The organism is uncultured Psychroserpens sp. (assembly GCF_947492715.1).
Lineage (GTDB): Bacteria > Bacteroidota > Bacteroidia > Flavobacteriales > Flavobacteriaceae > Psychroserpens.
This window is the reverse complement of sequence record NZ_CANLNS010000002.1, coordinates 408170-422587: the sequence shown is the minus strand read 5'-3', so window position 1 is coordinate 422587 and position 14418 is coordinate 408170. Positions and strand designations below refer to the sequence as shown.

Below are 14418 nucleotides of genomic sequence, written 5' to 3'. Positions count from 1 at the left end.
TTATTCTTTATTTATTTGTTTTCTAAGTGCTTTATTCTCTTTTTTTAGGGCATAAACTTTAACTAAGTTTAATACCAATAGGCCTAAAATTGTAACTAAAGCAATAGATAATATCGTAGTTATTTTTGCTAGATTAGTATCCATAATTTAATTGTTATTATTGTCATACAAATGCCCATCAGTGAAATCTTGATAGCTTTTATCTATTTCAGATTTATAGAAACTGTTATCGGTTAACCTTTTGTTTTCTGCCTTTAACTTATACATTTTAATAATTGCAATAGCAATGAAAATTAAAAATATAGAAGCCGTTACAATGAGAACTATGGTTAGCTGCATCGTGCTTACGAGTGAAATATTTGAAGTATAAGTAGTTAGCATTACACTAGGTTTGTCTTGATTTGGTCTTCAAATATACAATAATATTTAAAAAACAAGCAATTTATCTATAAAAAGTTACACTTAATCGATAAAACAAGCTGAAATTAGCGATACCATTCCAATTGAACGACCTCTATGCTTTCGTCGCCTTGATGTATCAATGTTTTGAATTTTTCAACGTCGCTCATCCCATCTTTTCCTCTGTAATGGTAAGGATAAACAGCTTTCGGTTTAAATTCTAATACCGCTTCTGCAGCCTTATCAATCGTCATTGTCCAAGGTAAATTCATGCATACAAATGCCTTGTCTATATTTTCAAGAGCGCGCATTTCAGGAATATCTTCGGTATCACCAGATATATAAATGCGTTCATCTCCAAGCGTTAATACATAACCATTTCCACGTCCTTTAGTATGAAACTGCAAAGCGTCTTTTCTCAAATTATACATTGGTATTGCCTTAAACACTAAACCATCTAAGGCGATAGAGTCTCCGTTATTGAGGGTCACAGTTTTTTGTGGGTTTATATCCTCTGGGAACCTGTCAAAAACAGCTTTTGGAGCAATAATAGTGGTAGCCGATAAATCTAGAGCTTTTAATGTTTCAATATTAAAATGATCTCCATGGATATCTGTGATTAAAATAAACTCGGGAGCAGAAAATGACGCAAATGTCTCGGCGCCACCAGTTGGGTCTACATAAATATCCTTGTTCTTAAAGGTTAACACCATTGTAGCATGCGAAATAGGATGAATCTCTAAGCTATTATCTTCCTTTGATGCGTTGGTAACAACATCTTCATTATTAGACTCTATAGTATCAATAGCATTTTCTTTAGAATCTGTTTTACATGAAAAAACAGAGATACAGGCAGCAATCATTAAAAGGTTTAGGTATTTCATAGCATATCATTTTAAAACCTAAAGATAATTACAAATCGATAACGAATAAAGTTTGTAACAAAATATTATATTTTACTACTGATATTTTAGGTAGATTAAGTTTTAAAAATCATATTTTTTAACGAAATTGCTTGTCCTAAATATTGTTCAACTTTAATACACAACATAATATGTCTGATGATTTTGATTTATTAGAAACAAATTCCAACGAAAAAACTGAGAAAGTAGATGTAAATTGGGGAAAGGCCATAGACCAAATGAAGTCTAAATTGGCGCAAGAGGATGATCCAGAAAGTCGTCAGAAAATACTTAACGCAACATTAGATAATGTTGTAGATATGGCAGAAAAAGATAGATCCACCTTACTTGATGCTATAAAGGACCTTACTGATTATCAGGATGAAGTAGGTATTATGTTTGAAGGTTTTTCAGCATTAAACGCTGCCGAACAGAAAATCATAGATGATGCGATAAAGCGTTTAGAGCGTGCAAAGGTAGAGTTAGAAGATGCTAACAAAACACCCGATACCTGGTGGAACAACCTTTGGGGACGAAAAAGTAAAATCAAAAAAGCAGAAGAGGAGCTTCAAGCTGCCCAAAAAGAAAGAGATGCCTCAGATAATAAAGCAAAGGCTTTATTTCAACAACGTATCGAAAGCGCAGATGTACAAACACTCTTAAATGAGTTGTCATTTAAAAGTCAAGCAGCAATTAAACGTTTAAAAGATCGTGAACTTGAAATCAAAGAAGTTGAAGAAAGTTTAAAAACGGCAATTGTCGAAGCAAGTAATAACCATACAAAGGCTTTAGAGAAGAAGAAGCAAGTAGAGGCACAGTTAGAAGAACAATATGCCTTGTTAAAACAAGCGCGTCAAGCATTAGAAGAGGTTGCAGATAAACAGTCTACAGAATATTCCGAAGCCTTAGAAAAAGTAACGCAACTTGAGCAAAAAGTTGAAGAGTTAGAAGGCCTTAAAAATGCTTATACGACATTAGCGGCTTCAAAAGATAGTTTCGTACATAAACATAACTTAACTATAAAAGTATTAACATCTCTGCGTAGTAATTTACAAACACATCGTGCTAAATTAAAGAGTGATACTGATGAACGTTTGAAGTATTACGATGGATATGTTGTGGCGTTAAAAGCAAGAACAGATCAAGAGTTTGCAGCTATTTTAGAGCATTTAGGTGTGAAAACAGATGAACATATTGGAGAAACCTTAGCTGCGATGCATACAGCTAGTGCTAAAGCACGTCAGGAAATGATGGATAATATTCCTGTTCATGAAAAAGTAATGCAAGGTGTATATGGAAGTTATGCAGAAGCCTTGAAAGAGATTAGAACGAAGGATTCTGAAATCCAGAAAAACTTTGCAGATCGCTATGGTATTGATATGAAAGAGATTTTCGATGAATATTATAATGCAGATCCAAATGCACCTGGAGATGGAGGCGGTGAACCAGAAGGTGAACCAAAACCAGAATCTAACGACGACGATTTATTGTCCTAAACCTCGTATTAGGCGATTTTTTGAAAAAAAAAGCGTAATAACAAATTAATGGGCGTTACCCTCTTTCGTTGAAAAACTACAGAGGGTCAGGCTTTCCTCTATATCTTTTTTCTGAAAAACGAAAAAAGGATACCGTATCAATCCTTAACGCAGAACATAATTATGAATAGAAAATATTTTTTAGTGTCTTTTACGTTGGTATTATTAGCCTCAGGCTTTATTACATTTATCTATTTCTCTAATGATCACACAGCGTGTGAAACATTAACAGAAATAACTCAAGGGGAACAAGGCGAAACGGTAAAGACAGAAACTCATGTTTGTAAAGAGAAATTCAATTTTTAAATCATAGAAGGTATAGCTAACAAATGATTGTAACACCATTAGATTCGGCAGTATTAGACTCTAAAGAGCAGTATGTGTTTTATCATAAAATGATAGACTTTACGCTTAAAGAATTGATTGTTGCAGTGCAGCAAAAACAAATCCTTAATGAGCAGGAGGTTATTTTGTTTAAACAGTATTGCGATTTGTTATTATATTCTATAGAGGCTATGCGCGTAAAATACATGTATGATGAGGAGGAAAATATGAAGGTAGATTTAACCGACTCTGGGTTTCCAAACTATTTAGAATTTCGTTACCTCTTTAACGATTTAGGCTTACGTGAAGATTACTTAGGAAAATTAACCAATATTGATGTATTAAAACAGGAATTTCTGGATACTTTGTTGAGAAAGAAAGAACCAATTGCTAAACGAAAGTTATTTCAAGCATCTTCAATTGTTTATTATACATCGGCGAAGAAAGAATACATATTTAATCGTTTTGTTCAAGGTAAAATCATCGAAGCTCCTCAGGGATCTCCGGGACAATACCTTGTAAGCTGGAGTTTTTATGAGGTCTCACATAATAGGCCGTTTATTTGTTATATGTATTTTAATTATGATGGTAGTCATCCACAAAAAGATAGAGAGGATATCTATTATGCGTTAAAAACAGTAGCAGATCGTGAATTGGCATTAGACATGATGGCCTATGCTATAGATAAACGATTGCCTAAAGTGTTCCCTAAATTGGTAAAACGTGTAGACTTGGGGCCAATTCATAATGTTTTTGCAAAAGATGAAAATAAGGTAACACATGCCATATTAGAAGGGATTTCTAAAAAAACAATTCCACTAGAATCGTATGCCATTTCATTTAAGATAGACGAGGTGAGTTCAAAAAGCGAATTCAAAGAAGGAAGTTTCTTTAGTAAACAAACTTTTCAGAACTGGGATGCGGTATTTAGACAGCGCTATATTTTTGCACCTCATAGAATCATACAGTTATTGTATAACAAAACCCCTGAAATTATGAATAAGTTGGCAAAAGCACCTATTCAGATTGCAGATTTAAACATGAAGTAAAATTGAATCAAACTTTTAAATATTCTCCTCCATTAAAATACATATTAAGTATTCCATTAGGTTTGTTGGGAGGTTTAATGTTTGTGTGGAATATCTTTATGATGCCAGAGTGGTATGTGAAAATTTTCACTGTAATTTTTGCTAGCCTAGGCTACGATTTTCATGCCACTTCATTTAAACATATAAAGGGCTACAGGATTACAATTGACAACTATAAATTAAAGACACAATAAAAAATTAAAAAGCAGTATGGAGCATAATTCCACATTTCCTATAAAACAAAACGAACTCGATATGCTTCGTGATGAAGCCACATCTTACATTAAAAGTATTCAATGGGAGCAGGGTCAACGCGCAAAAAACAAAGATAAAGACGCTAAAGACGAGTCTATATTATTGTATTTGTCAAGAGCTAAAGGAAATGGTGGTGCTGAAATCACTTCAGTTTCTAAAACAATATTAGAGCTGAAAAAGCGGCTATTACCAGAGTCGATAGCCATTCCTTTACATCTTAATCAAACGCTATATGCAGTTCAAGAAGGTATAACACTCGGGATTTGGATAAAAGACAGTTATTATGACGCTTCTGGCTTATCAAGTTTATCCGAAAATAAATCGGCTTTAGATGCTTCTGGAAAGCGTGAGTACGAAAGTAAAATGCAAACAGGAACAGCATTTATGCTGTTTGCAACGGCATACAAAATATTACATGATTTAAAAACGGTTGCATCTGATGATTTGAGTGTGATGAAGAACAAATTCGCGGGCATTCCGGAGGTGTCCTTAATGTCACCTCTTAAAGGGATCTCATGTGCCTTATTCTATTATGACAAATATTTAGGACATCCAGAGATTATCAAATCAGATAAAGATGTCATCGATTTTACTGTAGTTTATTTTGAAGCCTTAATTGCCGAAATCCAAATGCGTAAGAGTAGTTTGGAATATACAGAAACGGTAACAGATAGAACCTATAAACTAGAACATTCTGATTTTGCTGTTTCAGGCTGGGATAATGTATTTCAAGGTGCAGCGAAAAGTGTTGAATTTAATAAAATTCAATTTGAGCAGATCGTTGGAAACAGAGATGCAAAGCATTTTGCACGTCGTTTAACCGAACGTATGTTAAGTTACGATTTTGATGCGAAGAAAAACCCATTTCAAGAATTAGGCGGTTTCATGCCAGTATTTATGGGATATGGAATTCCTGGGACGGGAAAAAGTATGTTGATTGCAGCCATTGCAACCCGTTTAAAAGAGCACTGTGATAATTTAGATATTCCGTTTTTGTTCCATCCAATGCCAGATACTTTAATTTCTACGTTTCAAGGTGGATCTGCAGAGAAAATGGTAGAATGGATGAAGCCATTACAGGACCCGTCAAAACTCATATTTGCACCAATTGATGATGCCGAAAACAATTTGCAAGAGCGTACTGCTCAAGGAGTTTCTGCAGGTGTTAAAGAAGTGATTGGCGTGTTTTTGAGGTATACCGAAGGTGCTTATGCAGTTAACTACGGAAATAGTTCAATAGGATTGTTTACCAATTTGCCAGAAATGTTGGATAAAGCTGTTATTTCTCGTGTTCAAGGTCGTTTCAAAATTGATGGTGCACGTACAGAACATGATTTCTTAGACCAAGATCATCTGTGGTGGCGAAAGTTAGACTCAACCATGCCCGACTTTGTAAATATGCAAGGACCAAGTGATTATGACTATTTACAAGATCAAGGTTTGGCCAAGAATATGGGTGAAATTTTAAACGTGTCTGATAAACCAACAGAAGAACGCGTATTAGAAGCATATGATAAGGTAGAAAAGCAATTTAAATCAACAGAACATTTATTCTACGCCAATTTGTATAAAGAAATTCAGAAGTTGTTTCCGTTTTTCTCATCACGAGATGTGCGTAATATTCAAAGTGCAGTATCACTACGTTTAACCGATTTTGATTTAGAACAGGACTGGTTTGAGAATCCAGACATTTATTTCAAAAAGGACTATGAAACCAAGTTTAGTATGCTTCAAGAATTGATGCGTGCAAATATGAAAGGTTTAGATTTTTCAGAAATACGTCGTCAAGAGGTAGTGCGCTATTTAGATAACGTAGCAACCATTGCCGATACCGATTTTAAACGAAAAGTAGATGCTAGAATCAATCAATTAAATATTGAAACTGAAGCAAGAGAACAGTTTGGGAAAAGATAATAGGAAATGAATAAGCTTAAAGCAGCAAATTTATATAGAAGTGAATTAATTCCAATTTCGGGTAAACTGGTAGAGCGTTATAATAAATGCTTACTTAAGCTGGGTTTTACAGTGACTGAACTTGATCATTTTCATATAGATGGTATCGGTTGGAGCCCTGAAGTGGCTGAAGAGAAGGACGATGAAAACTATTTATGTAACGGAGAATCAAATCCGCATGGTATTATCATTTCACCTTTACAAAATAAAAAACCAGTGTATTTACCATATCATACATTTGATAGAGATATGATGATGCAGGTCTTTAAAAAACACGGCAGTAAGATTAATGATATCACCAGAGATTCTGCCATTTGTATCGATTTCGATCAAAGTATAGATGCCTTTTACGAGCCTTTGGATGTGCTGAGGTATCAAACAGTTACCATACGATTTCATTTAATTGATAACCTCGATAATGTTAGAGAAGAACAACTTCAGCTTATAGAAAAATTCAAACAAGGAAATAATTTTATAGACGAAAATATTCATAGTCAACTTCTGGAATCTGCCAATAAATATGGTGATTTAAGAGAACGGGATCTTAATCTTGAATCCATGAATTATGTAACCGATTCATTCTATACCAAATCTTTTGGAGGTGTCTATGTATTGCGAGATTTTATATCTCCAATTGTCGTTTTTGAAAGCAAGAAATGGTATAAGGAAGCGATAAAAGATACAGTTCATGACGTTCTTATTTTTCATATCAAGCAACCGCAATTGATGGAGAAACTAAGAGATCATATCATTATTGCATATGATTTGGAAGATATCGTAAAAACCAAACGATATGAGCGCATTAAGAAATTTGAATTTTCGCAGCACCTTAAAAAAACGAAGCATCCAATTAAAGATATATTAAGTGACCAACTATTATTTAAAAGTTACCTTAATAAAGTCGATATAGACACACGTAAGAAGGTGATGAGTGTAGAACGTTACTTGGAAAAACTCGAAAAGAGTAACCAGTATAAAATTTCTGATATTGTTGATGATGATTTATTTGAGGCCTTGCACGAGCCACATTCTAGTTTACACCCTAAACATCAAGACCTTATTTGGAAGCTCTTAGTTAATATTGCTCCAAAAGATGTGCTGTTCATGTATTGGTATGATAAGCAGGAATTTTACAAACAATATGAAACTTGGGATCCTTCGCTACAGGATTGGGTCATTGAGACCATTAGTAACAATATTTAAGAATTTTAGACTAACTTTATAAAGGATCAACTAAAACAGCAATCATGGGAACAGATATCATCATTTTTATCGTAGCCGTACTATTCGGAATTTTTATCTATTGGAGAGAATCTAATGGCAATGGTGCTTATCGCTTTATTAATAAAATTGTCAACAGTAAAGAACTGCAAATGAACGCAGATAATCCTAAGGGTTTCGTTTATAAACAAGCGTTTATCCCGAGACTTATATTTGTAGTTACCGTAGTGTTAGTAGCCGCTCTTGTTGTTGAGTTTTTAACGCCTATTTCAGTGTTTGCTAGTTACTATGGTATATCGGCATTTGCATCTTTTGCGGCAGGAACATTATTAGGAACGTATTTAGCGAACCTGGTTATAAAATCAGGAAAAGTTATTGAAGCACAAAGTGAATCGTTAGAAGATAAATTTGAAAATGTCGTAGAAAAAGGAAAAGAATTTATTGAAGATTTAAAGCCTAAAGACAACAAGGTTGTTGAAGACACAAAGGAGGAGATAAAAACTGAGCCAGAGCCAAAGGCAAATGAAAAATCAGCTCGTGACCGATTAAAAGATAAGGGTCTAATGTAATGAAAGAAGCGAGACGTAAAAAAATTATCCAGTTTGTATTATGGATGTCTGTGGTTGTTATGATTGCTCATTTTGCAATTATAGATTACTCAAATTTTGATTATAAAGACTTGTTAGGACCATTAAGTAATGTCTTTATTATATTAGGTATGTATGTTACGCTAAGAGATATAAATAAAAAAACGGAAAACTAGAGATGCTAAAGAACTATTGGAACAAAGGAAAGAAGCAAAAGACCATTACCATTATTGTAGGTCTTATTTTGCTTATTGCATTATTTATACTTCGTGATGATTATCAACCAGCTTTATTATTTTTTAGGAAGTATATTTTTATTATCATTCTAAGTTTGATTGTGTTGTTTTTCGGGTTAAAAAAATTCCGAAAAACCGCGAGTACGGGAAAGCGCCTTGGTATATTAGGTTTACTTGCAGCATTTTTTGGACTCCTTTATTTTGCAGGTTGGAATGTAGGCTTATATGATTATATGAAGACTTATAACGTTTTTAATGATTTAGATAAAGTAGAAATTAACGAACTACCATTAACGCAAAACGAACGTATCCAACCGTTACGTAATATTTTTTCAATGGCTAATGAAAGTGTAGGAGAGACCAAAGACGTGTCCTTACCGCATTTGGTACGTGTAGATGACGAAAACAAATGGACGATGGCTATACAACCTTCTGAAAAATATATTATGCAGCGTATTAGTGACAATACCGAAGAAGTGTTTTCTGTTTCCAGTACTACGCCATTTCCTAGATTTTCAAATGACAACAGAATTCCTGTAACATTTTCGATAGGAGAATCTTTGAAATTTAGCCGTAACACATACAATGCGGTAGTACAGCGTTTTAATCCTTGGATGTTATTTAATTATGAGCCAAGCGATACATTTTATATGAAAAACGACTCAGGCGAATGGGTTCAAGTGGTAAGTTTAATACGCTGGCGTGGTTTTTTCTTTCCTTACCCAACCTTTGGAGGTGTCATGGTGATTGAAAGTGGCGAGCATGATTTTAACGACTATTTAGAGCGTATTGCTATAGGAAAGGGAACGTTTATTGCACCCGAGGATATGAAAAACTATCCATTTCTCACCAAACAAAATACATTATCAGAGAAGGTATCTCGATTACAGTCCGAATCACTGAAATTTTTAGGAGGATTTAGTGATCCATTACCTTGGAATATGGAAACTGCGGTAAAAATACCTGAAATGCCGAAAGATCAAAACCAACAACCTTATGTGACCGATTTTGATTTTTCAGGCTCAGAAAGTGATGCCTATAGTGGATTATACCATTGGTTTGGTTTAGAACCAGTTGGAGAAGAACGTACTAGTTTGAGCTATAGTGTATTTGTACCAGCCGATGGAACTGATAAATTGTATTATTATGACCATGCTTCTAAAAAACAGGGATATGCAGGTGTTTCGGCGATGCCTCTAAAAGTAAAAGAATCAAGAAAAGAAATAGATTGGACAGCTAATACTCCTGTAGAATTTAGACCTTATGTTAAAGATATCGCAGGGCGTAAGCGCATGTTCTTTTTAGGAACTATCTCTGCAATTAGTGATACAAATGCGCAGCAATTTGATGGTTCTGCTACTCCAGATTTAGTCCTTATTGATAGCGAATATCGCGATGTGATTTGGATTGACGTTAAACATCCTAGTACATGGGACAAAACAGTATACGACCAATTAAACGAAGCCTGGCGTTCTAGTGAAGGAATAGGTTATTTTTATGATGAAGATAAAACTGATGCCGATATATTAGAAGCCGAAATCCAAGAGAAATTTAAAGCCATTGATAGCACAAGCGCATCTAATGGTAATCAAGCCGAAATTGAACGACTCAAGAGAAAGTTAGATTCGTTGCAAGCGCTAGACAAACAATAAAAAAAAGAGCCGTCTTAATCGACGGCTCTTTTTTTTATGTTTTATTGTGCATACAAAAAGGTAAAACTAAAATCTGACGGGATAAAAATCGTAGTATCTTGGGCCTTTATGTTATATTCAATTCCTGCAAAAGTATGACAGCTAATACATGACGATGTTTCCTGCATATAGGTTTCGGCAGTAGTATTTGCTAACAGATAAGGCGCATTAATTTTTAATGGAGGTGGCGTACCATCTGTAGGGACCATCCACTGAGTGCCTACAAGTTTATAATTTTCAAAAACTGAACCTAAAGATTTCAATTTGGCCTGCCATATGGCATTTAATTGTTCTGTGCAATAATAAATAGGATATACTCGTGTAACCTGAGTTCCAAATTTTTGACCTATAGCCTCTCCAGGAATTACTGTTGCATAACGTTCTGCGTAAGGCGCTTTGGTATTCCATTTATAGACAGTATCTTTTTTTACAACATCACCAGGTACATGTGAAGGCGGCTGGTTTACTGGACAACTCAAACACTCAGAATTGTAAAACGACCATTGTTTTTCTTGATCTGTTTGTGCTTTTTGAACATTGTCTGGCACGTTATCGATATGTTCAAAAGTACTCCATATCCAATTTTCAAATTCATGAGTTTTTCTAAGAACATGCAAACCTACTAGCCCTATAGTACAATCGAAGGAAAAAGCCTCTCCCGAAATGCTATTTTCCGAAGTCACAAAAATAGTGGCATTTTGTGTATAGTATTTATTAGGGTCGTCACCTTTATTTTGATCGAGTATTCTCCAACTGGCCTTTATTTCTATAGCACCAGGAAGCGTATTGGTTTGTGTTGGAAGTTCAATAGTATTTTTTGATTTATAGTAATTGTATATGCCTTCTTTGGTATTCAAATTATTATCCTTTATGTATTGTTCTTCAACGGCATTCATCTTTACCTCATAAATGACAAAGTTTAAGTTTCTATCAATAAGCGGATAATCATCGGCTTCTAAAAACCCTGAGAGATGTAAATCATCAGCAACTTTTGAATCTTGAGACACAATTTTAGATTTAGGGTTTTTACTTTTAAATTCTGCCAAACTTTTGTCGCCAGCGCTAAAAACTTTAGAGGCTTCAGTAAAACGTTCCCAAACTCTTAATGAATCTGGATAGTCTGTAATATTGGAACCTATAGGTTTGCCAGAAGCATCAGAAGGCCAGTTTAGTGCTACAAAACTCTGCCAAGAAAAGTTATCAAATGAAGGTTGAATTTCTGGCGCTAATACCGAAGAATACCCATTTTGAAATTGCCCATCTGGGCTTCCAAGGAAGTATACTTCTAATGGTAAATTTGAACATAATTCGTTAGTTCTATTCTCACAAAACCTTATAGAGTCTAGAGTAGGACAGGCGTCTGTTAAAATAGTATCTGTGCTAGCGACGTAATCGTGTTGATTCGATTTTTCGTTGCAAGCAAACAAACAACTAATTAAGAAGAATGTAAGTGCTTTTTTCATGATAAATAATGGTTGATTAGTAGTGTATAAATTTAGGCAACCAAAGGCGGGCGTCTATGAGTAAATATACCCGAATTAACAGGCAAGTGTTGTAACAAAACTTGGGTTTTCCTGACTTATAAATAAAGACTATTATGGGAGGTTACATGGGGTTTGGTATGGCGTCTTGGATTTATAAACAGCGCCCAAATAAAGCATTTTCTAAAAAGAAAGGCAAACCTACATGCAATACGATACCTGGTTACAGTAGGCAATTTAAGATGCAACCTTCAAAGCCAAAAAGCAATTTTTATATTGTAATGAGTCTTCTTTTTCTTGGACTATTATTCTCGGTTTTTTATTTTAAGGCGCCAGTACTTTTAGAACATTCCAATACAATACGTGCCCAAAAACAAGCCTATATTCAAAACGCAAATGATGAGGCATTTAAATTTTTAATATCATCTGGTATACAAAGACTAAAAAGAAATAACCTGACTGGTGCATATTCCGAATTTAAGTTAGCTTATGCCATCTATCCTAAGAATGAAAAATTGCAGCAATTATTGATAGAAACATTGAGCGCATTGTGTGAGGATGCTAACACATACTGTGCTGATCTGGATAAGATGTTAAACCAGTCGTTATAATGTTAACTCCATTTTAATATTGCTACGTTCATAAGGGCTATCTTTTTCCAATTCTAGTTCTATAAACCCATATTTCTTATAGATATAAATGGCATTTTCTAATATTGTATTAGAGTAGAGCATAAGTGCTTTAAATCCATTGGCTTGGGCAAAATCTATACAATGCTGCATAAGGCGTTGCCCAATTTTTTGTCCGCGCTGATTAGACAAAACAGCCATTTTGGTTAATTCATACACTAGTGGATCATGAGTCGGCATAAGCGCAACGGTTCCTAATATGAGGTCATCGCGTTTTGCAAAAAAGATATAACCACCTTTATTAATAATGTAATGCTCTGGTTTGCTAAGTACCTCCTCATCAAAGGTTTCAACGTAGAAATAGGTTTTAAGCCATTCAATATTTAAATCGTAAAAATTTGGAGCATAACGCTCGTCATAATTAATAATTTCAAAGTCATTGTTCACTTCCATTTTTGCCATATTAATAATCGTTTTACTTAAACTTTTATGTTGTAATTTATCTTCTAGTTTATTGAGGTGTTCGGTTAAAGAGTTAGACGAATGCGTCGTGTACTCTTTTATGACGTTGTCAATGACAGCCCATAAAGGCTTCATTCGAGCCACTAGGTGTTTTCCTTTGTCTGATAAGGTTAGTATTTTTTTTCTTTTATCTATTGTATCGCTTTCTAGATGTAGCAATTCTTTAGCAATGAGTTTATTGACAGCTTGACTTATAGCAGGTTGCGATAACTTTAAAGCGGTTTTAATTTCAACATTTGTTACGCCATTTTTATTATCAATGATTTTTATAATAGGGAATAAGTAAGGATCAAATTCTATATTAAAATAGTCATAGGTGCATTGAACCTCCTTCATAACAAAATCACTCAATCGCTTTAGACGTGAGCCTAATGCCAGTTCACTAAATCCTCGTAATGCATCCATTGTATATCTATTTATATAAGTGCTTATGTAAATATATAAAATTATTCGACGACCTCAAATAATTTCATGAGCTCTAATAAAGTCTGTTATTAAGTAGGATATTAGTTTTCCTACTTGCACTTCGGTCTCTAGGGTAGGTGCGGCCTCACAAATATGGAGATATGCTACATGCTGTTGTTTCCCGAAATGATGAATAAAAGCTCTAGCCTTATTTACAGAAAACCCACTAGGTGTCATAGCGCTACTTGGAATATTTTGTATAGCATCGCAATCAATTTCTAGTCCAAAAGCTTTTGATGTAATATGTTGTGACGCTATTTCCATTTCGGTATCAAAGTTAGTATCACGTCTTATCATCATACTTTCAAACGTACTGTATTTAACACGCCTTAGTTTGTTAAGTGTTTTAAATATGGTATCTGAAGTATAATTTTCGTGTAGTCCAAAAATAAAATAATGTTTTAGGAAGCCTTCTGCATAGGCGTAACTAAAGCCGTTTCCACTATGTCTTCCTTCCTCTGCTCTGAAATCGTGGTGCGCATCAAAATTAATAGCGTTTATCTGTTTTTTAAGCCCTAAGGACGTGCCTTTGATATTTCCGTAGGCATTGTTATGACCACCTCCAATAATAATAGGAATTTTACCTGCACTTACAATTTGAGATACTAAATGGGTGACGGCTTCATCTATTTTCGAAACTTTCTTTCGAGCTTTTTGAATGTCTTTTCTCTTTTTTTGATCTAATTGTTTTAGCTTTTCTTGATAAGTATCGAACTCAAGATGACCCAAAATCAGCACTTTTTTTGGATGTGTATACGCATTACTTTGGACGTTTAACAAAATATTAATTGCGGCATCCCAAGCGCTGGAAGTCCCTGTATTACCGTAATTGGCAAAAACACCAACATCTTCTTTTATCCCAAAAATTACATAAGAAACATCTAATTTTAATAGTTGTTCGTATATATTGGAGAAGTTAGGAAGTAACAAAATATGTTCTCCAAATTTGGTTTCTTTAGGACGTTTTTTCAGAATGGATTTTAATTCTGAATTCGTAAAAGGTTTTAAGTGTTCCATTTACAAAATTGATTAATTTTGATGTATTAAAAGTACAGTTTTTTATTTTCAAGCTTCTAAGAATATCAAATAAAATTGAAACAATTAACGTTTAAAATAACTCGTAACAAAAA

The 14418-nt window shown here is 34.2% G+C and carries 16 protein-coding genes; 10 read left to right on the top strand and 6 right to left on the bottom strand.

The annotated features are described in order from the left end of the window. The 3 genes from Q0787_RS08780 to Q0787_RS08770 all read right to left on the bottom strand — a co-directional run bounded on the left by Q0787_RS08780 (position 1) and on the right by Q0787_RS08770 (position 1283). Positions 1-144 (bottom strand): hypothetical protein, encoded by a 144-nt coding sequence (locus Q0787_RS08780; protein WP_298902079.1) that lies wholly within the window; start codon positions 142-144, stop codon positions 1-3. Positions 145-147: 3 nt separating this feature from the next. Further along, complete coding sequence (locus Q0787_RS08775; RefSeq protein WP_204345307.1) at positions 148-381, bottom strand: hypothetical protein; 234 nt, start codon at positions 379-381, stop codon at positions 148-150. Positions 382-485: 104 nt separating this feature from the next. Next, positions 486-1283, bottom strand: a complete 798-nt coding sequence (locus Q0787_RS08770; protein WP_298902078.1) for an MBL fold metallo-hydrolase — start codon at positions 1281-1283, stop codon at positions 486-488. 170 nt (positions 1284-1453) lie between these two features. Here Q0787_RS08770 and Q0787_RS08765 point away from each other — a divergent pair, with 170 nt between their 5' ends. From Q0787_RS08765 to Q0787_RS08725, 9 genes are all read left to right on the top strand, one after another. Beyond that, on the top strand, positions 1454-2797 hold the full coding sequence (locus tag Q0787_RS08765) for a microtubule-binding protein (RefSeq protein WP_298902077.1): 1344 nt from the start codon (positions 1454-1456) through the stop codon (positions 2795-2797). 162 nt (positions 2798-2959) lie between these two features. Beyond that, positions 2960-3142: a hypothetical protein gene (locus tag Q0787_RS08760; protein ID WP_298902076.1), complete on the top strand. Its 183-nt coding sequence runs from the start codon at positions 2960-2962 to the stop codon at positions 3140-3142. Positions 3143-3165: 23 nt separating this feature from the next. Beyond that, entirely contained in the window at positions 3166-4209 is a 1044-nt protein-coding gene (locus tag Q0787_RS08755) for a hypothetical protein (RefSeq protein ID WP_298902075.1), read from the top strand. A 2-nt stretch (positions 4210-4211) separates the two neighbouring features. Next, positions 4212-4442: a hypothetical protein gene (locus tag Q0787_RS08750; protein ID WP_298902074.1), complete on the top strand. Its 231-nt coding sequence runs from the start codon at positions 4212-4214 to the stop codon at positions 4440-4442. A gap of 16 nt (positions 4443-4458) precedes the next feature. Next, positions 4459-6417, top strand: coding sequence for an AAA family ATPase (locus Q0787_RS08745; RefSeq protein WP_298902073.1), 1959 nt, complete (start codon positions 4459-4461; stop codon positions 6415-6417). Positions 6418-6423: 6 nt separating this feature from the next. Beyond that, positions 6424-7659: a DUF6638 family protein gene (locus Q0787_RS08740; protein ID WP_298902072.1), complete on the top strand. Its 1236-nt coding sequence runs from the start codon at positions 6424-6426 to the stop codon at positions 7657-7659. Positions 7660-7703: 44 nt separating this feature from the next. Continuing rightward, entirely contained in the window at positions 7704-8246 is a 543-nt protein-coding gene (locus Q0787_RS08735) for a hypothetical protein (RefSeq protein ID WP_298902070.1), read from the top strand. Next, on the top strand, positions 8246-8440 hold the full coding sequence (locus Q0787_RS08730) for a hypothetical protein (protein WP_298902068.1): 195 nt from the start codon (positions 8246-8248) through the stop codon (positions 8438-8440). The genes Q0787_RS08735 and Q0787_RS08730 overlap by 1 nt, the downstream gene beginning before the upstream one ends. A 2-nt stretch (positions 8441-8442) precedes the next feature. Then, the gene (locus tag Q0787_RS08725; protein ID WP_298902067.1) at positions 8443-10152 is read left to right on the top strand and encodes a hypothetical protein; all 1710 of its coding nucleotides are present in this window, start codon (positions 8443-8445) and stop codon (positions 10150-10152) included. Between the two features lie 41 nt (positions 10153-10193). Here Q0787_RS08725 and Q0787_RS08720 read toward each other — a convergent pair whose 3' ends face one another. After that, on the bottom strand, positions 10194-11654 hold the full coding sequence (locus Q0787_RS08720; protein ID WP_298902065.1) for a hypothetical protein: 1461 nt from the start codon (positions 11652-11654) through the stop codon (positions 10194-10196). Positions 11655-11788: 134 nt separating this feature from the next. Between Q0787_RS08720 and Q0787_RS08715 the strand changes: the two genes are divergently transcribed. After that, positions 11789-12283: a hypothetical protein gene (locus tag Q0787_RS08715; RefSeq protein WP_298902063.1), complete on the top strand. Its 495-nt coding sequence runs from the start codon at positions 11789-11791 to the stop codon at positions 12281-12283. On the opposite strand, the gene Q0787_RS08710 is transcribed toward Q0787_RS08715, so the two are convergent. After that, positions 12278-13228: a bifunctional helix-turn-helix transcriptional regulator/GNAT family N-acetyltransferase gene (locus Q0787_RS08710; RefSeq protein ID WP_298902062.1), complete on the bottom strand. Its 951-nt coding sequence runs from the start codon at positions 13226-13228 to the stop codon at positions 12278-12280. The two genes, Q0787_RS08715 and Q0787_RS08710, sit on opposite strands and share 6 nt — an antisense overlap. A gap of 54 nt (positions 13229-13282) precedes the next feature. Continuing rightward, a complete protein-coding gene (locus Q0787_RS08705; protein WP_298902061.1) occupies positions 13283-14305 on the bottom strand; it encodes a formimidoylglutamase in 1023 nt (340 codons plus the stop codon). Positions 14306-14418: the final 113 nt, after the last annotated feature.

Excerpts from the sequence above, each read along its gene's own strand:
- Q0787_RS08705 (WP_298902061.1), bottom strand. The coding sequence starts at position 14,305 with ATGGAACACTTAAAACCTTTTACGAATTCAGAATTAAAATCCATTCTG.
- Q0787_RS08755 (WP_298902075.1), top strand. The coding sequence starts at position 3,166 with ATGATTGTAACACCATTAGATTCGGCAGTATTAGACTCTAAAGAGCAG.
- Q0787_RS08710 (WP_298902062.1), bottom strand. The coding sequence starts at position 13,228 with ATGGATGCATTACGAGGATTTAGTGAACTGGCATTAGGCTCACGTCTA.
- Q0787_RS08740 (WP_298902072.1), top strand. The coding sequence starts at position 6,424 with ATGAATAAGCTTAAAGCAGCAAATTTATATAGAAGTGAATTAATTCCA.
- Q0787_RS08735 (WP_298902070.1), top strand. The coding sequence starts at position 7,704 with ATGGGAACAGATATCATCATTTTTATCGTAGCCGTACTATTCGGAATT.
- Q0787_RS08770 (WP_298902078.1), bottom strand. The coding sequence starts at position 1,283 with ATGAAATACCTAAACCTTTTAATGATTGCTGCCTGTATCTCTGTTTTT.
- Q0787_RS08775 (WP_204345307.1), bottom strand. The coding sequence starts at position 381 with ATGCTAACTACTTATACTTCAAATATTTCACTCGTAAGCACGATGCAG.
- Q0787_RS08745 (WP_298902073.1), top strand. The coding sequence starts at position 4,459 with ATGGAGCATAATTCCACATTTCCTATAAAACAAAACGAACTCGATATG.
- Q0787_RS08760 (WP_298902076.1), top strand. The coding sequence starts at position 2,960 with ATGAATAGAAAATATTTTTTAGTGTCTTTTACGTTGGTATTATTAGCC.
- Q0787_RS08730 (WP_298902068.1), top strand. The coding sequence starts at position 8,246 with ATGAAAGAAGCGAGACGTAAAAAAATTATCCAGTTTGTATTATGGATG.
- Q0787_RS08765 (WP_298902077.1), top strand. The coding sequence starts at position 1,454 with ATGTCTGATGATTTTGATTTATTAGAAACAAATTCCAACGAAAAAACT.
- Q0787_RS08725 (WP_298902067.1), top strand. The coding sequence starts at position 8,443 with ATGCTAAAGAACTATTGGAACAAAGGAAAGAAGCAAAAGACCATTACC.
- Q0787_RS08780 (WP_298902079.1), bottom strand. The coding sequence starts at position 144 with ATGGATACTAATCTAGCAAAAATAACTACGATATTATCTATTGCTTTA.
- Q0787_RS08720 (WP_298902065.1), bottom strand. The coding sequence starts at position 11,654 with ATGAAAAAAGCACTTACATTCTTCTTAATTAGTTGTTTGTTTGCTTGC.
- Q0787_RS08715 (WP_298902063.1), top strand. The coding sequence starts at position 11,789 with ATGGGAGGTTACATGGGGTTTGGTATGGCGTCTTGGATTTATAAACAG.